Annotated in this window: 17 protein-coding genes; 13 read left to right on the plus strand and 4 right to left on the minus strand. The window is 66.4% G+C overall.

From position 1 onward, the window contains the following. The first annotated feature begins 98 nt into the window (after positions 1 to 98). The 7 genes from IEW24_RS26395 to IEW24_RS26425 all read left to right on the plus strand — a co-directional run bounded on the left by IEW24_RS26395 (position 99) and on the right by IEW24_RS26425 (position 6,115). Positions 99 to 515, plus strand: coding sequence for a DoxX family protein (locus IEW24_RS26395; RefSeq protein ID WP_188583899.1), 417 nt, complete (start codon positions 99 to 101; stop codon positions 513 to 515). A gap of 52 nt (positions 516 to 567) precedes the next feature. After that, positions 568 to 1,419: a VOC family protein gene (locus IEW24_RS26400; RefSeq protein ID WP_188583900.1), complete on the plus strand. Its 852-nt coding sequence runs from the start codon at positions 568 to 570 to the stop codon at positions 1,417 to 1,419. A gap of 233 nt (positions 1,420 to 1,652) precedes the next feature. Next, complete coding sequence (locus IEW24_RS26405) at positions 1,653 to 2,618, plus strand: glutathione S-transferase family protein (RefSeq protein ID WP_188583901.1); 966 nt, start codon at positions 1,653 to 1,655, stop codon at positions 2,616 to 2,618. Between the two features lie 135 nt (positions 2,619 to 2,753). Then, positions 2,754 to 4,028, plus strand: a complete 1,275-nt coding sequence (locus tag IEW24_RS26410; protein ID WP_188583902.1) for a Zn-dependent hydrolase — start codon at positions 2,754 to 2,756, stop codon at positions 4,026 to 4,028. A gap of 51 nt (positions 4,029 to 4,079) precedes the next feature. Continuing rightward, complete coding sequence (locus IEW24_RS26415) at positions 4,080 to 4,904, plus strand: LamB/YcsF family protein (RefSeq protein ID WP_188583903.1); 825 nt, start codon at positions 4,080 to 4,082, stop codon at positions 4,902 to 4,904. Between the two features lie 3 nt (positions 4,905 to 4,907). Continuing rightward, a complete protein-coding gene (locus IEW24_RS26420; RefSeq protein WP_188583904.1) occupies positions 4,908 to 5,654 on the plus strand; it encodes an SDR family NAD(P)-dependent oxidoreductase in 747 nt (248 codons plus the stop codon). A 44-nt stretch (positions 5,655 to 5,698) separates the two neighbouring features. After that, on the plus strand, positions 5,699 to 6,115 hold the full coding sequence (locus IEW24_RS26425; protein WP_188583905.1) for a carboxymuconolactone decarboxylase family protein: 417 nt from the start codon (positions 5,699 to 5,701) through the stop codon (positions 6,113 to 6,115). A 61-nt stretch (positions 6,116 to 6,176) separates the two neighbouring features. Here IEW24_RS26425 and IEW24_RS26430 read toward each other — a convergent pair whose 3' ends face one another. Beyond that, positions 6,177 to 7,499, minus strand: a complete 1,323-nt coding sequence (locus IEW24_RS26430) for an MFS transporter (protein WP_188583906.1) — start codon at positions 7,497 to 7,499, stop codon at positions 6,177 to 6,179. Positions 7,500 to 7,889: 390 nt separating this feature from the next. On the opposite strand from IEW24_RS26430, the gene IEW24_RS26435 reads away from it, so the two are divergent. Both IEW24_RS26435 and IEW24_RS26440 read left to right on the plus strand, forming a co-directional pair. Next, the gene (locus tag IEW24_RS26435) at positions 7,890 to 8,132 is read left to right on the plus strand and encodes a hypothetical protein (protein ID WP_188583907.1); all 243 of its coding nucleotides are present in this window, start codon (positions 7,890 to 7,892) and stop codon (positions 8,130 to 8,132) included. An 87-nt stretch (positions 8,133 to 8,219) separates the two neighbouring features. Then, positions 8,220 to 9,053: a DUF2711 family protein gene (locus IEW24_RS26440; RefSeq protein ID WP_188583908.1), complete on the plus strand. Its 834-nt coding sequence runs from the start codon at positions 8,220 to 8,222 to the stop codon at positions 9,051 to 9,053. On the opposite strand, the gene IEW24_RS26445 is transcribed toward IEW24_RS26440, so the two are convergent. Together IEW24_RS26445 and IEW24_RS26450 are read right to left on the minus strand one after the other, a co-directional pair. Next, a complete protein-coding gene (locus IEW24_RS26445; RefSeq protein ID WP_210324293.1) occupies positions 9,045 to 9,758 on the minus strand; it encodes an alpha/beta fold hydrolase in 714 nt (237 codons plus the stop codon). The genes IEW24_RS26440 and IEW24_RS26445 overlap by 9 nt on opposite strands. Positions 9,759 to 9,970: 212 nt before the next feature. Next, complete coding sequence (locus IEW24_RS26450) at positions 9,971 to 10,546, minus strand: flavin reductase family protein (protein WP_188583909.1); 576 nt, start codon at positions 10,544 to 10,546, stop codon at positions 9,971 to 9,973. 374 nt (positions 10,547 to 10,920) lie between these two features. Here IEW24_RS26450 and IEW24_RS26455 point away from each other — a divergent pair, with 374 nt between their 5' ends. The 3 genes from IEW24_RS26455 to IEW24_RS26465 all read left to right on the plus strand — a co-directional run bounded on the left by IEW24_RS26455 (position 10,921) and on the right by IEW24_RS26465 (position 12,895). Continuing rightward, on the plus strand, positions 10,921 to 11,625 hold the full coding sequence (locus IEW24_RS26455; RefSeq protein ID WP_188583910.1) for a hypothetical protein: 705 nt from the start codon (positions 10,921 to 10,923) through the stop codon (positions 11,623 to 11,625). A 182-nt stretch (positions 11,626 to 11,807) separates the two neighbouring features. Beyond that, positions 11,808 to 12,065 (plus strand): hypothetical protein, encoded by a 258-nt coding sequence (locus tag IEW24_RS26460; protein WP_188583911.1) that lies wholly within the window; start codon positions 11,808 to 11,810, stop codon positions 12,063 to 12,065. 137 nt (positions 12,066 to 12,202) lie between these two features. Further along, positions 12,203 to 12,895, plus strand: a complete 693-nt coding sequence (locus IEW24_RS26465) for a class I SAM-dependent methyltransferase (protein ID WP_188583912.1) — start codon at positions 12,203 to 12,205, stop codon at positions 12,893 to 12,895. A gap of 23 nt (positions 12,896 to 12,918) precedes the next feature. Here IEW24_RS26465 and IEW24_RS26470 read toward each other — a convergent pair whose 3' ends face one another. Further along, a complete protein-coding gene (locus IEW24_RS26470) occupies positions 12,919 to 13,368 on the minus strand; it encodes a GtrA family protein (protein ID WP_188583913.1) in 450 nt (149 codons plus the stop codon). Between the two features lie 221 nt (positions 13,369 to 13,589). Here IEW24_RS26470 and carB point away from each other — a divergent pair, with 221 nt between their 5' ends. Then, positions 13,590 to 16,949, plus strand: a complete 3,360-nt coding sequence (gene carB, locus IEW24_RS26475) for a carbamoyl-phosphate synthase large subunit (protein ID WP_188583914.1) — start codon at positions 13,590 to 13,592, stop codon at positions 16,947 to 16,949. Positions 16,950 to 17,086 lie beyond the last annotated feature (137 nt).

Below are 17,086 nucleotides of genomic sequence, written 5' to 3' on the forward strand. Positions count from 1 at the left end.
AATAGGAAGGAAACATCTCCGGTTGTCCTACTTAATCGTGCAGCAGGAAGGGGCGCATGGTGCCGGCCATCGACGCACCCTCACTGCGAGACACTGCAATGACCGACACCAAGACCGCCCCTTACGCCGCGCTTGTGCTGCGGCTCGCCCTCGGCATCCTCTTCCTGGCCCATGCGGGCCTGAAGATCTTCGTCTTCACCCCCGCCGGCACCGCCGCCTTCTTCGGCTCGCTCGGCCTGCCGGGCTGGTTCGCTTATGTCACCATCGTCTGGGAAGTGGTCGGCGCGCTGGCCCTGATCCTCGGGGTGTGGCCCCGCCTGTTCGCGGTGATCTTGATCCCGGTCCTGCTGGGCGCCATCTTCACCGTGCACGGTGCGGCCGGCTTCTTCTTCACCAATCCCAAGGGTGGCTGGGAGTTTCCGGCGTTCTGGATCGTCGGCCTGATCGCGCTTGCGCTGACGGGTGACGGTGCCTTCGCCCTCAAGCCCACCCCCATCGGCAAGGCTGCGCGCTGACCGCCTGTCCGCTGACTATCTGCCCGTCTGACACGGGTCAGGGAGACGTATCATGACCACCACCGCACAGCTCGCCGCTCCGGATGCCGCCTCCGCCCTCGCCATGGGCCGGGTCGTGCTGACCGTGAACGACCTCGATCAGGTCGCCGCCTTCTACGAGACGGCGGTGGGGCTCCACCGCCTGAAGGGCGACGGGGAAAGCGTCGAGCTGGGCGCGGGTGGCACGGTGCTGCTCGAACTGCGGCGGGATGCCCATGCCCGCCGCAGGTCCCCCAAGGAGGCGGGCCTGTTCCACACCGCCTTCCTGCTGCCCACGCGCGGCGATCTCGCCCGCTGGACCGATCATGCCATCGACAGCCACACGCCCGTGGTGGGCTCATCCGACCATGCGGTCAGCGAGGCGATCTACCTCTCGGACCCCGAGGGCAACGGCGTGGAGATCTATGCCGACCGCCCGGCGTCCGAATGGGTTTGGCAGGATGGACAAGTGACCATGGTCACGGAGGAACTGAACTTCGAGAACCTGCTGACCACCGCCCTCGACGGCAAGTGGCAGGGCTTTCCGGAGGGCTCCCGCGTCGGCCATGTGCATCTGCAGGTGGGGGCGCTGGCCCCCGCCGAGGCTTTCTATGCCGGCATCCTCGGCTTTGACATCACCTGCCGCTATCCCGGCGGCACCTTCTATGCCGCCAATGGCTATCACCATCATCTGGCGACCAACATCTGGAACAGCCGGGGCGCGCCGCTGCGGGAGTTCCCTTCCACCGGCCTCGCCGAGGTGGTGATCGAGGTTGGTCCCGAGCGGCTCGCCGCCATGCAGGCTCGCGCCGCCGGCAAGCCGGGGCCGTCCGGCTTTTCGGTCAAGGATCCATGGGGCACGCCCATCCTTCTTACCGGCCTGTGAGGCCTGAGGCAGAGGGTCAAGCGTTACGTAACTCCCTCTCCCGCTTGCGGGGGAGGGTTGGGGAGGGGGCCGCGCGCAGCGCGGAGACGGGCACCGCCCGCCTGCCATCGCTATGCCGGTGATTTCCTGCCCTTCTTCCCGGTCTGCCCCCTCCCTATCCCTCCCCCGCAAGCGGGAGAGGGAACCTGTTGCGCTTGCAGCCGATACCCAAAACAACCCCGAGGAAGATCGCCATGCTCGTCGATGGGAAATGGACCGCCAACTGGCAGCCGGTGCAGGCCAGCGACGCGAAGGGCGGCTTCGTGCGGCAGATCTCCGGCTTCCGCAGTTTTGTGACCCCGGACGGCGCCGCCGGGCCGACCGGGCAAAGCGGCTTCAGGGCGGAGGCGGGGCGCTACCATCTCTATGTGGCGCTCATCTGCCCCTGGGCCTCGCGCACCCTCATCGCCCGCAAGCTCAAGGGGCTGGAGGAGGTGGTGTCGGTCTCCGTGGTGGAGCCGGCGCTGACCGATGAAGGCTGGCGCTTCGGCGATTATCCGGGCGCGGATCGCGACACGCTGAACGGCGCCACCTACATGCACGAGATCTATACCCGCGCCGATCCGCACTACACCGGACGCGCCACCGTGCCCGTGCTGTGGGACAAGCAGACCGGCACCATCGTGAACAACGAATCCGCCGATATCCTGCGCATCTTCAATTCCGGCTTCGGCGGACTGGCGAGCGACGCGTTCGATCTGTATCCGGCGGATCTGGCTCCCGCCATCGACGCGCTGAACGACCACATCTATCCGCGCCTCAACAATGGCGTCTATCGCGCCGGCTTCGCCACCACGCAGGTCGCCTATGAGGAGGCCTTCGCCGATGTGTTCGGCGTGCTGGGCGAGCTGGAAGAGCGGCTGGCGGGCTCCGGTCCCTTCCTGTTCGGTGAGCGTTTCACGGAGACGGACATCCGTGCCTTCGTAACCCTGATCCGCTTCGATGCGGCCTATCATGGCCTGTTCAAGTGCAATCAGCGCCAGATCTCCAGCTATCCGGCGCTCACAGCTTTCCTGAAGCGCGTACTGGCACTTCCCGGCGTGCGGGAGACGGTGAACATCGACCACATCAAGCGTGGCTATTATTCCATGAAGACGCTGAACCCGGCCGGTCTTGTGCCGGTGGGGCCGGACCTTTCGGACTTGTTCGGCGCGGCCTGAGACGCGCCTTCGGTTGTCGGGCAACACGCAGGAGTTGCTTTCCCTTTCCGTCCGTGGCTGCTGTCTTGACCGCAGAACGGTAGCGTTTGAAGGGGAAGGGGACTGCTGTGCCCGATGCCCCGAAGGAGTTGCGCCTTGGCGAATGAGAACACTGGACACTTGACCGCCGTGGGCGCCGCCGTCAGCGCGGAGCGCGTGGTCGGCTGGCAGCGCCGCATGGACGCCATCGGCGCCACGGCCAATGGCGGCGTCCATCGCCTCGCCCTCGGCGACACCGATCTGGAGGCCCGCGCGGCCCTGATCGAATGGGCGCAGGCGCGCGGCTATGACGTCTCCACCGATGCGGTGGCAAATCTCTTCATCACCCGCGCCGGGCGCGATGCCGATGCCCCGCCCGTGCTGTGCGGCTCGCACACCGACAGCCAGCCTTATGCCGGCCGCTTCGATGGCATGTATGGCGTTCTCGCCGCCGTGGAGACGCTGCAAGCGCTCGACGACGCCGGTATCGAGACCGCCGTGCCGGTGACGGCGGTGGTGTGGACCGGCGAGGAGGGGGGCGCGCGTTATCCCGTGGGCACGCTCGGCTCATCCGCCTTCACCGGTCGCCGCACGCTGGACGAGACGCTGGGCTTCAAGGACGCGGACGGCATAACGCTCGGCGAGGCGGTCCGCGCCGCGGCACCCGGTATGGTTGGCCTGCGCCAGCGGCCGCTGGGCTTTCCCATCAAGGCCTATGTGGAGATCCACATCGAGCAGGGCCGCGTGCTGGAAGAGGCGGGCCTTGCCGTCGGTATCGTTTCCGGCATTCAGGGCATGCGCCGCATGGCCATCGAGGTTGTGGGTGCGGAAGCCCATTCCGGCACCACGCCCCGCCGCCACCGGCGTGATGCCTTGCAGGATGCCATCGACATCATCACTGACCTGCGTGCCATGTGCATGGACGACGAGGATGCGATCCGCTTCACCGTGGGCAAGCTGAGCGTGTATCCGAACGCGGCTTCGGTGGTGCCGGGGCGTGTGAGCTTCGTGGTGGACCTGCGCCACACCGATCGCGACACGCTCGAGCGCCTCGTGGCCGCCTTCGCGGAGCGGGTGAAGGCCCACGCCGGCGCCTGCACCGCCACCGCGACAATGCTGGCGACCACCACCGATCCCCTCGACTTCGATGCCGGGCTGGTGGCGCAAGCGGAGGGCGTGGCGCAGGCGCTCGGCCTGCCCACCATGCAGCTCGTCTCTGGCGCCAACCACGATGCCGGCCCCATTGCCGGCGTGTGCCCGCAGACTTTGATGCTGTTCATCCCCTGCCGGGACGGCGTCAGCCATAACGAGGCGGAGCATGCGGAGGACGAGCATCTCGTCGCCGGCACCCGCGTGCATGCCCAACTGGTTGCCGACCTCGCCAGCGCCTGAGCGCGGTCCTTTCGTCCTTCCCTTCCTCATCCGCCAGGAGGAGCATCCACAATGCCTGAGATCGAACTGAACGCCGACATGGGCGAAGGCTATGGCGTCTGGGCGCTGCCCTCCATGCTGTGGGCGGCGGAGCTGGACCGGGGCGGTCCGCTCCAGCCGGCCGCCGACACCCCGGTGCCGGACGTGGTGCAGGTGATGCACGCCGTCTCCACCATCAATCTCGCCTGCGGCTTCCATGGCGGCGATCCCCTGCTCATGAAGCGCTACATCGCCGAAGCCAAGAAGGCCGGCTGCTCCGTGGGTGCGCATCCGTCCTATCCGGACCTCGCCGGCTTCGGGCTGCGCTACATGGACATGACGAAAGAGGAGCTGATGGCCTGCATCCAGTATCAGCTTGCCGCCGTCGACGGCCTGCTGCGCATGGAGGGCATGGAACTGCACCATGTGAAGTTCCATGGCGCGCTCTACAATCGCGCGGTCAAGGATCCCGAGGTGGCCGCCGCCGCCGCCGAGGGCGTGGCGCGCTACAATCCCGACCTGCCGCTCTACGGCTTCCCCTTCTCCTGTCTGGAGGACGCGGCGAATGCCATCAGCCTTCCCTTCGTGCGCGAGGGCTTCTCTGACCGCGCCTATCATGCGGACGGTCGCCTCGTGGATCGCCGCCGGCCGGATGCCATGGTGCTCGACCCGAAGGAGGTGGCGGCCCGTGTCATCCGCATGGTGCAAGAGGGCGTGGTGCGCAGCATCGAGGGGGCCGACGTGCGCATCGACCCGCAGACGGTCTGCTTCCATGCGGATACCCCGCCGGTGATCGCCTTTTTGGAACACAGCCTCGGCGCCATGAAAGCCGGGGGCTGGTCGGTGGCGGGGCGCTGAGGAATGGCGGCTGAGGAAAAGCCCAACCCGCTCCGCGTTGCCATCAGCGGGGCGGCGGGGGCCATCGGAGCGGCAACCGCCCGTGTCTTCGCCGCACGGGGGGCTTCTCTCGTCCTGATCGATCGGGATGAAGCGGCTCTGTCCGGCCTGCGCCATGCGCTTGGTGAGGCGGTGGCGCAGGTGGTGGTCTGCGATCAGGCTGCCGGTGAGGAGACCGCCCGCGCGCTGCGCGAGATCGGCGTGGTGGACGTGTTCGTCAACAATGCCGGCGTGCTGCTGCGCAAGCCGCTGCTGGAGACGGACGATGACGACATCGCTCACGTGCTCAATGTGAACGTGGTGGGCGCCACCCGCATGGCCATCGGCATGGCCCGCGCCATGCGCGCGGCGGGCCGGCCGGGGGTGATCCTGAACGTCAGCTCCCATCAGGCCTTTGTGGGCGGGATGGGGCGCGGCATCTATTCCATGTCCAAGGCGGCACTAGTGCAGTTCACCCGCACGGCGGGTGCGGAATGGGCGCCCCACGGCATCCGCGTCATCGGTCTCGCGCCGGGGCCGGTGGGTTCGCCGCTGATGGACGACGTGATGGCCGATCCCGCGCGCCGCGAGGCGGTGCTCTCCCGCCTGCCACTCGGGCGGTTGATGACGCAGGAGGAAATCGCGGGCCTGATCCACGAGATGTGCAGCGGCAGGATGGCGTGCGTTATCGGCCAGACGCTCATCGCCGATGGCGGCGCGATGCTGTCCTGATGCGACGGCGGTGCCTGTGACGAGGGGATGCCAAGGAGTGCACCATGAGCAAGGATGACGTGGTGAAGGCCGCGAGCGAAGTCGCCGCGGCAAGCTTCGGCCGGACGTTCGGTGAGGTGCCGGTGAATTTCGCCTTGATGGCGGAACATGCGCCGGGGGCGTTCGCTGGCTATGGCCTGATGCGCGACGCGATCATGCGCGACCGAGACGCGGGCGGGGCGCTGGACCTGAAGACCAAGGAATTGATCTTCTGTGTGCTCGACACGCTCATCGGCCAGACCGAGGGCGCCAAGGCCCATGCGGCTGCCGCCGTCCGCCGTGGCCTGAGCGTGCCGGAACTGGCGGAGGCGCTGGTGCAGGTGGTGATGGCAGGCGGCGTCACCACCTGGAACGAGACCGGCGCTGAAGTGCTGCGCCATGCGGTCGAGGTGGTGGAGAAGGCCGAGGCTGCCGCCCGTTGAAGGCCAATAAAAAAACGCGCCGCCCGTTGGGGCGGCGCGTCTGTTGTTGAAGGGGCGGACCTCAGCGGCTGCCGGCCTTGCCCTTCAGGTTCAGGGTCATGCACAGCAGCGCCGCGATGATGGGGCCGGCGGCCAGCGTCAGCAGGGCCGGGGTGAAGCTCTGTGTGGTGTCGCGGATGAAGCCCACCAGATAGGGGCCGGCGAAGCCGCCGATCTGCGCGAAGCCGTTGATCGCCCCGAGGCCCGCCGCCGCTGCCGCGCCGGTGAGGAACTGGGTGGGCAGCGACCAGAACACGCCCAGCACCGCCCACACGCCGAAGGCAGCGGCGCTCAGCAGCATCAGGCCCATGAGCGGGGTCGGCGCCACCGCGCTGGCGGCAAGGAACAGGCCGCCGAACAGTGCGGCCAGCGCCGTATGCCACTTGCGTTCACCGGTGCGGTCGGAACTGCGGGCGACGAAGACAAGGCCGATGGCGGCGAACACGAAGGGGATCGCGGTCACGAAGCCGGTCTGCAGGTCGCTGAGGCCGCCGATCTGGCGGACGATCTGCGGCAGCCACAGCACCACACCGTACACGGCCATGGCATTGAACATGTAGATCAGGGTGAGCAGCCACACGCGCTTGTCGCTGAACAGGGTGCGCAGGCTATAGTGGCCCGAGGTGGCCTCCACCTGACGGTTCTCCTTCTCCAGCTCGCCGATCAGCCATTCACGCTCTTCCTTGTCGAGCCATTTGCCGTCCTGCGGCTTGTCCACGAGATAGAAGAAGGTGAAGACGCCGAGGATCACGGCCGGCACGCCTTCGAGGATGAACAGCCACTGCCAATTCGCCAGTCCATGCCAGTTGGGCACGGTGGCGAGGATCCAGCCGGAGATGGGCGCGCCGATGACCGTGGAGAGCACGGTAGCTGTCATGAAGCCGGCGGTGGCCTTGGCGCGGTCGCGGGCGGGGAACCAGTAGGTGAGATAGAGCAGGATGCCGGGCACGAAGCCGGCTTCGGCGAGGCCCAGCAGGAAGCGCAGGGCATAGAAGCTATACTCTCCCTGCACGAAGGCCATGCCACAGGACAGCAGGCCCCACGTGACCATGATGCGGGCGATCCAGATGCGGGCCCCCACCTTGTGCATGATCATGTTGCTGGGCACTTCGAAGGCAATGTAGCCGAGGAAGAAGATGCCGGCACCGAAGCCGTACATCGTCGCCGTCAGGCCCAGATCCTTGTTCATGTGCGTGGCGGCGAAGCCGACGTTCACGCGGTCAAGGTAATTGATGATGAAAAGGACGAAGCAGTAGAAGACGATGCGCCAGCGCAGCTTGGAGGCGACGCGCTTGCGGATGCTCTCGCTGCTATCAATCGGCGAACCTAAGGCGACCGACGACATGGGGTTTCCTCATTATTGATCGTGTGATTAGAATCCCGGCTGCAAGGCCGGGTGGATCTGTTGTTATTGCCGGCCCCCGGAGGGCCAGATGTGTTCGCCATGGCGCCACGTGCCGCAGCAACGCACATGCGTGATGCTGCTCATCGGACGGAACTTCGGCGTGATGTGGCGTGTATCGTCGCCATGCGACGATCTCATCTCCCTATAGTGCTTGTTGTTGTCGTCCCATATTGTGGGACGTTATTGCATTATGTGGGATATGTGAGTTTGAATGGTCAGGAATGTCAAGCATGACTGACAATATGGCAGCCGTGATACCGCAAGCGGCCGCCGGCTGGTGCCATAGGGTCCGATGTGGTCATGGGATTTTGCGCAAGGTAAGGGGGGGGCATGAACTATGCGGACGGCACGCTGGCGCGTCTCGGCGACCGCGTGCGCATCGACCATCGCAGGGGCGTGGTCGTGTTCTCCCTCGATACGGACGAATTCGCGCCGGGCTATGTGAAAGAGGATTGGAGCGATCTGAAGCGAGGCGTCATGGTGGATTTCGAGGCTATAGGCCTCATCTTCTATGAGGACATGGAACCTGATCTCGAATTCGTCTCCCGCGCCCCGGAACCGGATCATCCATGACGCAACCGGAAGCGGCGGCAAAGGCGAGTCCCGTGGCGCGTTCCCGGCCGCAGAGTGTCCTGGGATGGTGGGGAGCTTGAGGTCTCCATGTCGAACATGAGCGCGCCCCCACGGCTTGTGGCTCCACCCTATGACACTGCCATTCTGCCCTGGTACGGCGGGCGGTTCGATGCCGCCTTCGTGGCGCTGCATCCCTTCTTCGCGTTACCGGGCGTGGATCCGGCGGCCTGCGCTCACGGCACGCTGGTGATGGAGCGCGACGAGGTGCCCGAGGGCATGTCACTCCGGGATCATCTCGACGCGCAGCAAGCCGGGCGACACGCCGACGTCACGCTGGACGAAGATGCCGTGGACATGGCCGCCAAGGCGCAAGGCATCGCCATGTCATGGAGCGTTCTGGCGGCGCGGGCCGGCTTTGCCGACCATCGCGCCGTCAATCGCGCCTTGCGCACCCATATCCGCGCGTTGAAGCCGGCGTTCGCAGACCCCCAAGGTGCCGCAGCGCTGGAGGCGTTCTGCGCGCGGGAAAAGCTGTTCCTGCCGACCGAGGGCGTGTTTCAGCCGCTCATGGAGGCGCGACTGGCCGCGCTGTTCGCGGCCTGCGGCTGTGAGCGGGTCGTTGTCGGCGACGAGTTCGGGGAAGAGCAGGAGGTGCGACCGCGCGCCGTGTTGGAGGATGCCCGGCCGTGGCATCTCGTGCCGGACTATCCCAGGAACCTGCCGCGGCGTCTTCTGGCGGAGGACGGCTCGCTTATGGCGTGCGTGGATTGGGACAGCTTCTTCACCCTCATCCTCGGCACGCATGCGCGCTTTGCCGAAGCTGATCCGGGCGCCCTGTTCGAGGGCTTCTGGTGCGCGCCGGACACCGAACTGTCGTGGCAGCGGCAGGCGGTTCAGCCGCTGGTCGGCCCGTCAGGTTGAGGTTTCTGCTTTAGTCCAGGGCGAGATCGTCGAGAAAAGCGGTGACGGTGGCCAGCACCAGGGCCTCATCCTGCAGATGGGTACATGTCCGCAGCGCGGCAGCAGGGCGAGGCGCGCGTGGCCGGAAACGCCCTCCACGATGCGCTTGGGCTGGGCTGCCGTGGCGTATTCGTCATCAGCCCCATGCATCACCAGCACCGGGCACGAGATGTGCGGCAGATCGGCATCGAGCGACCAGTGATCGAAGGCGGGCGAGAGCCAACTGTCCACCCAGGCGGAGAGCACGAAGGCGGCCTTCTCACCGTGGAAGCGGGCGATGCGAGACATGTGCATATCCTGCGAGAACAGGGTCTTGGCGGCGGCGACACCGGCCCGCGTTACCGGCTCCACACAGGACTGGGCCGCCTCGGTGATCAGCGCCTGGCAAGCGTCTCCAAAGGCGGCAGCGATGCCCACCGCCATGCCGCCGCCGACGCTGTGGCCTAGAATGATGAAGCGTTCCAGCCCCAGCGCGGCGCGCAGGTGCGCAAACCCCTCGTCTGCCTCGCGGCGGATGAAGTCGGACGGGAATGGGCCGGGAAAGGGATCGGAGCGGCCGAAGCCAAGCCGGTCATAGGCGATGACAGGCCGCCCTGTGGCGGCGGCGAGCCGGGCAGGGAAGGTGCGCCACACGTCCACGCAGCCCAGTGATTCATGCAGCAGCACGATGGGTGTGCGAGGCCAGTCTCCGGGCGTTGCGCCCCAGATGCGGGCGAACAGCTTTCCGTCGGGCGTGTCGATCCATCTGTCTGCAACAGACGCAGCCTCGGGGAGCGGAGGAGCGGGTGTGCGGGACGACATCATGAGAACCGGACCCCGGAAGCGGCGATTGTACTTCCGGGGATAGACTGCCGGGCGAGGCCGGACAAGCCGAGGGGTCAGCCTTCCAGCGTGCGGTAGGCGCCGGACCAGTAGAGCAGGGGATCGGCATTCTCGGTGATGCGCGCTGCCACCACGCGGCCGAGCAGAATGAGATGCGAGTGGCGGGTGATCACTTCCTCCAGCTCGCAGTCGAACACCGCAAGCGCATCCGCCAGCACCGGTGCACCGGTCTCGATCTGCGTCCACTGGGTGCCGGAGAAGCGCTCCGCGCCCTGTTCGCCGGTGCGACCTGCAAAGCGATCGGCCAGCGGCGTGTGGTGCGGGCGCAGCACATTGATGGCGAAGTGGCGGGCGTCGAGCAGCGTGTCGCGCGCCGAGGCGCTGCGGTTGACGCAAACGATGAGGGTCGGCGGATCGACGCTGAGCGATGACACAGAGGTGGCGGTGAGGCCGGTGCGGCTCTCGCCCGTGCCGGTGGTCACGAGGCTCACGGCCCCGGCCAGCTTGCGCATGGCGCCACGAAAGGCGAGCGCGGAAGGGCTGGGCGGGGGCGTGAAGACCGGTTGGCGCAGGGGGCTTGCGATGGGTGATGCGGCTTCGGCGGTGCGCACCGGGGCGGCGTGGGCATTCATAAGGCTTGCCTTTGCAGGGAGCGGTCCATGGCCATCCAGCCTACCGCACCCCCAAATCACAGTGGATATTGTGAGATTGATCGTACGTTAGTGGATGGCATTAATCAACTAAATTAGTAGATTTAAAATGACGTGGTTCAACGATGCGGATGTGATGTGGGCCTTGAATGGAGTGCTGATTTTGGTGCGGGGCGTGAATCGCCGGATCGCTTGGCGCAATTTAAGCTGACAAAAACAGTCAGCATATAGGGTGCGCGTGCTGTGGTGCGCAGAGTGTGGGCGAGGGACGGAGCTATTTACCGTTCGGGCAAGGAGCGCTCCAAACGCGGTCCGCTCTGCGCTAAGACCATGGAAGCACGGCATGGGAGGCTGGCATGATGAAATTGGCGCGCGCCCTTGGGGCTACAGTGACCCTCGGGCTGTTCGTGGCCGCCTGCCAGGCGCCCGGCGGCAGCTGGGGCACGGCGGTGGTGAAGGAAACCGACGGTTTCGGTGATTATTACGAGACAGTGGTCAACGTGCCGCTGCCCACGGGCGCCCCGCGCGCCTTCAGCTGCGTCGGCCCATGGTCGGCCACCACCTCCGACACCTATCTGAAGGGCATCTTCGGCGTGAGCCGCGTGGTGCAGGCGCCCGACGTGCTGCAGCCGAGCGGGGCAACCGGTCCGGGCAGCATCGTGTTGCCCGAGGATCCCAAGCTGCGCGTGGCGGTGGCTTGGGCGGACGGCTTCGCCTATGCGGGCCCGCTGCGCTTCAATTTCTCCGAGGAAACCGCGTGGAGCGTCAATGGTGTGGGCATCGGCACCACGCTGGCTCAGTTGGAGAAGATCAACGGCAAGCCGTTCCGTCTCGTCGGCTTCGGCGGCGACAATGGCGGCCTCGTCACCGACTGGCAGGGCGGCACGCTCTCCAATCTGCAGGGCGGCTGCGCGCTGACCGTCCAGCTCGCCATCTCCGCTCTGGCCCCGGCGTCGGCACAGGCCAAGGTGGTCGGCCCCCGCGTCTTCTCCTCGTCCGATCGCAACGTGCGTACGCTCCGGCCGACGGTCGGCAGCTTCTGGGTCTATTACGCCCGCTGAAGCCATTCCCGCAGAAGCGTGAGCAGTTCTGCGACAGGAATTGCGACCAGCCGGCAACTCTGCCCGTTGACCCTGCCGTCGCCCCGTCATCGAATGGTGGGGCGACGGAGGTATAGATCAAAGCAGTCGAACCTTTTTTGCCAGGGCCGCCGGTGCGGTGGCGCCTTCGGGAGGAGCAAGCCATGTCGAAGTTTTTCAACAAGTCGCTCATTGCGGGTGTTGCGCTCGGTGTCGGCGCCATGGCTGGCGGTCAGGCGCTGTTGAATGCGCCGGCGCTCGCCAACCAGCCCTTCATGGAGGCCGCCCTCGGCTCCCTGCAGGCCGCGAAAGCCAACCTCATCAAGGCCGAGCCCAACAAGGGCGGCCACCGCGAGCGCGCCATCGAGCTGGTGAATCAGGCCATCAACCAGACCGAGCAGGGCATCGCCTTCGCCCGCTGATCGAGGCGCCCGGCTCCGGCATCTTGTCGGGGCCGCAAATCTGCCGTCCGCCCGCGCCATGAAGCGCGGGGCGGGCGGTGCATATCCGCCCCGGCGTGCGCGGGGCATCCGGCCCGGTGGCAGAACGGAGGCGAGGTATGGATTGGGTTTCGTTCTGGGATGGGGCCCACTCCATTTATGTGAACGACCGCCACAAGGCGGTGCACTACGCCCGCATCACCGCCGACATCGTGGCGCTGGTGCCCGATCCCGCCGCGCGGGTGATGGACTATGGCTGCGGCGAAGCGCTGGGCGCCGCCGATCTCGCCCGCGCATCGGGCCAGCTCATCCTTGCCGATTCCGCCCAGACCGTGCGGGCGCGGTTGAAGGAGAAGTTCGCGGGCGATCGCAAGGTCTCGGTGCTCTCGCCCGAGGAAGCGGCCCTGCTGCCGGATGGCAGCCTCGACCTGATCATCGCCAATTCGCTGTTGCAGTATCTGTCCAAGGATGTGCTGAAGGACCTGCTGGCCGTCTGGCATCGCCTGCTGGCGCCGGGCGGCGCGGTGGTGCTGGCGGATGTGATTCCTCCCGGCGTCAGCGCCGTGCAGGATGCCGGCGCGCTGCTCTCCTTCGCCGCGCGGGACGGATTTCTGGCCGCGGCCGTGATTGGCCTCGCCAAGACGGCGGTGTCGCCCTATCGCAAGCTGCGCGCCGACCTCGGCCTGACCATGTATGAGGAAGCCGAGATGCTGGCGCTGCTGAAGGCCGCCGGCTATGCGCCCGAGCGGCTTCATCCGAACATCGGCCATAACCAGCGCCGCATGGCGTTCAGGGCCGTGCCGGTGAAGTGAGGGCCGCAGCCGGTGCGTGCGCCCTACCGCTCGCCCTTGCGTTCCGCCCGTGCGCCAGCCTTGTGGGCGAAGGCCCAGAGGCGATAGGCGGTGAAGGTCCAGATCAGCACCAGCCCGGTCGTGATGGCCTGCGCCAGCAGGTAATAGAGACCCAGCCGGTTGGCGAGCAGTTCCATCAGAATGCCCGTGAGCACGAAGGCGATACCCGCCACAGCCGCGAAGCGGGGCAGGGCACCCGCATGGCTGCGGGTCGATTCGAAGGTGAAACGGCTGTTGAGGATGTAGGAGATGATGCTGCCGACGATGAAGCCGGACAGCGAAGCCAGCACAGGGCCGGCAAATTCATGCTCCACCATGAAGGCCAGCGTGGCGAAATGACCGGCTGCTGCCGTCAGGCCCACCCCCACGAATGTCGCGAACTGCATCGCGAAGGCGCGATGCTCCTGGAAAAGACGGGCGAGTAAGGCGAACACGGGGCGGGCTCCGACGGTGGCGGGAGACTATGCATGACGGGGCTGTCGGCAACGTGTCTTCCGTCGCGGTGAATTATGGTCTAAGGAAGCCCAATCCGCGTGCAGGGGTGGAAGATTTTTTCGCTGCCTGGCGCGCAGCCGCCGTCCGCGAGACGGACCCACTCATTCAGGGGCGCGTGACCCGCGGCCCTTTTTTTGCGCCCGTCGAGCGCCAGAGATAGATGCCGAAACGCACCGACCTCGAAACCATCCTCATCGTCGGCGCGGGCCCGATCGTTATCGGACAGGCCTGCGAATTCGACTATTCCGGCACGCAGGCCTGCAAGGCCTTGAAGGAGGAGGGATACCGGGTCGTCCTGGTGAACTCCAATCCTGCGACCATCATGACCGATCCGGACATGGCGGACGCCACCTACATCGAGCCGATCACGCCGGAGATCGTCGCCAGGATCATCGAGAAGGAGCGCGGTGATCGCTCCAAGGGCTTCGCCCTTCTGCCCACCATGGGCGGCCAGACGGCGCTGAACTGCGCCCTGTCGCTCAAGAAGATGGGCACGCTCGAAGAATTCGACGTGGAAATGATCGGCGCGACCGCGGAGGCCATCGACAAGGCCGAGGACCGCGAGCTGTTCCGCGACGCCATGACCAAGATCGGCCTCGACACGCCCAAGTCCCGCCAGATCAAGACCCTGGGCGAGGCGCTGGACGCGCTGGACGAGGTGGGCCTGCCCGCCATCATCCGTCCGTCCTTCACCATGGGCGGCACCGGCGGCGGCATCGCCTACAACAAGGCCGAGTTCATCGAAATCATCGAGCGCGGCATCGACGCCTCCCCCACCAACGAAGTGCTGGTGGAAGAGAGCGTGCTGGGCTGGAAGGAGTATGAGATGGAGGTCGTCCGCGACAAGGCGGACAACTGCATCATCGTCTGCTCCATCGAGAATCTGGATCCGATGGGCGTCCACACCGGCGATTCGATCACGGTGGCACCGGCGCTGACGCTGACGGACAAGGAATACCAGATCATGCGCGACGCCTCGCTGGCGGTGCTGCGCGAGATCGGTGTGGAGACCGGCGGCTCCAACGTCCAGTTCGCCATCGACCCGGAAACGGGCCGGATGATCGTCATCGAGATGAACCCGCGCGTGTCGCGGTCGTCGGCGCTGGCGTCCAAGGCCACCGGCTTCCCCATCGCCAAGGTCGCTGCCCGTCTCGCGGTCGGCTACACCATGGACGAGATCGCCAACGACATCACCGGCGGCGCGACCCCTGCGGCCTTCGAGCCGACCATCGACTACGTTGTCACGAAGATCCCGCGCTTCGCCTTCGAGAAGTTCCCCGGCGCCGACAACACGCTCACCACCTCCATGAAGTCGGTGGGCGAGGCGATGGCCATCGGCCGCACCTTCCAGGAGAGCCTCCAGAAGGCCCTGCGCTCGCTGGAGACGGGCCTGACCGGCCTCGACGAGATCGAGATCGAGGGCCTCGGGCTGGGCGACGACAAGAGCGCCATCCGCGCCGCCATCGGCATCCCGACGCCGGACCGCCTGCTGAAGGTGGCCCAGGCCATGCGCTTCGGTCTGACCGACGAGCAGATCCACGCCTCGTGCAAGATCGACCCGTGGTTCCTCGAGCAGATCCGCGCCATCGTGGACACCGAGACCAAGGTGGCCCAGTTCGGCCTGCCCACCACGCCGAATGCGCTGCGCGGCCTGAAGGCCCAGGGCTTCTCGGATGCCCGTCTTGCCGCGCTCGCCGGTCTCAGCGAGGCAGAGGTGCGGGAGCGCCGCCATGCGCTGAACGTGCGCCCGGCCTACAAGCGTATCGACACCTGCGCGGCCGAGTTCGCTTCGCCCACCGCCTATATGTATTCGAGCTACGAAGCCCCGTTCGCGGGCGCCGTGGCGGACGAATCGCAGCCGTCCGACCGCCAGAAGGTGGTCATCCTCGGCGGCGGGCCGAACCGTATCGGCCAGGGCATCGAGTTCGACTATTGCTGCTGCCATGCGGCCTTCGCTTTGAAGGACGCGGGCTATGAAGCCATCATGGTCAACTGCAACCCGGAGACGGTCTCCACCGATTACGACACGTCGGACCGGCTCTATTTCGAGCCGCTGACTGCCGAGGACGTGCTGGAGCTGATCGACCGCGAGCGGACCAACGGCACGCTGAAGGGCGTTATCGTGCAGCTCGGCGGCCAGACCCCGCTGAAGCTCGCCCGTGCTCTGGAAGAGGCGGATGTGCCGATTCTCGGCACCTCGCCGGACGCCATCGACCTCGCCGAGGATCGCGACCGCTTCAAGCATCTGCTGGACAAGCTTAAGCTGCGCCAGCCGGCCAACGGCATCGCCTATTCGGTGGAGCAGGGCCGGACGATCGCGTCGGAGCTTGGCTATCCGCTGGTGGTGCGCCCGTCCTACGTGCTGGGCGGCCGGGCCATGCAGATCATCCGCGATGACGCGCAGCTGGGCGACTATCTGCTCGACACCCTGCCGGGCCTCGTGCCGCAGGATGTGAAGGCGCGCTATCCCAACGACAAGACCGGCCAGATCAACACGGTTCTGGGCAAGAACCCGCTGCTGTTCGACCGTTACCTGTCTGATGCCATCGAGGTGGACGTGGACGCTTTGTGCGACGGCACGGAAGTGTTCGTCGCCGGCATCATGGAGCATATCGAGGAGGCGGGCATCCATTCGGGTGACAGCGCCTGCTCGCTGCCGCCCCATTCGCTGGACGAGGCCACCATCGCCGCGCTGGAGAAGCAGACGGCGGCCATGGCCATGGCGCTCGGCGTCGGCGGCCTGATGAACGTGCAGTACGCCATCAAGGACGGCACCATCTACGTGCTGGAAGTGAACCCGCGCGCCTCGCGCACGGTGCCCTTCGTGGCCAAGGTGGTGGGGTCGCCCATCGCCAAGATCGCGGTGCGGGTGATGGCGGGCGAGAAGCTCGCCAGCTTCGGGCTCAAAAAGGAGCCGCTGAAGCACATCGCCGTGAAGGAAGCCGTCTTCCCCTTCGCCCGCTTCCCGGGCGTGGACACGGTGCTTGGCCCGGAGATGCGCTCCACCGGCGAGGTCATGGGCCTCGACACCGACTATGGCGTGGCTTTCGCCAAGAGCCAGCTCGGTGGTGGAACGAAGGTTCCGAAGTCCGGCACGGTGTTCGTTTCCGTGAAGGACAGCGACAAGCCGCGCATCCTGCCCACCATCCAGATGCTGGCCGGGCTGGGCTTCAAGGTGATCGCCACCTCGGGCACCCAGCGCTACCTCGCCGAGAATGGCGTGGAAGCGGGCAAGATCAACAAGGTGCTGGAAGGCCGACCACATATCGTGGACGCCATTAAGAATGGCGACGTGCAACTGGTGTTCAACACCACCGAGGGCTCGCAGGCGCTCTCGGACAGCCGTTCGCTGCGCCGGGCGGCCCTCTTGCACAAAGTGCCATATTACACCACGCTGTCCGGAGCCATTGCTGCGGCGCAGGGGGTCAAGGCCTATGTGGGCGGCGATCTCCAGGTCCGCGCGCTGCAGAGCTATTTCGATGGCGCGCCGGGGACGACGGGGGCAACCCACGTCGCCTGACCGGCAGGGAGCGGCGGGACGTCCGCGGGGCGGAGCCGACAGGCGCGCCAGCGGGGCAACGCCGGGTGTGGTGGCATCCGTGAGACCTGCATGGGCTTCAGGCCCGTGCGGGCCGTTCGGCTATTGTCCCCGGCAAT

Source organism: Azorhizobium oxalatiphilum, assembly GCF_014635325.1.
Classification (GTDB): Bacteria; Pseudomonadota; Alphaproteobacteria; order Rhizobiales; family Xanthobacteraceae; genus Azorhizobium; species Azorhizobium oxalatiphilum.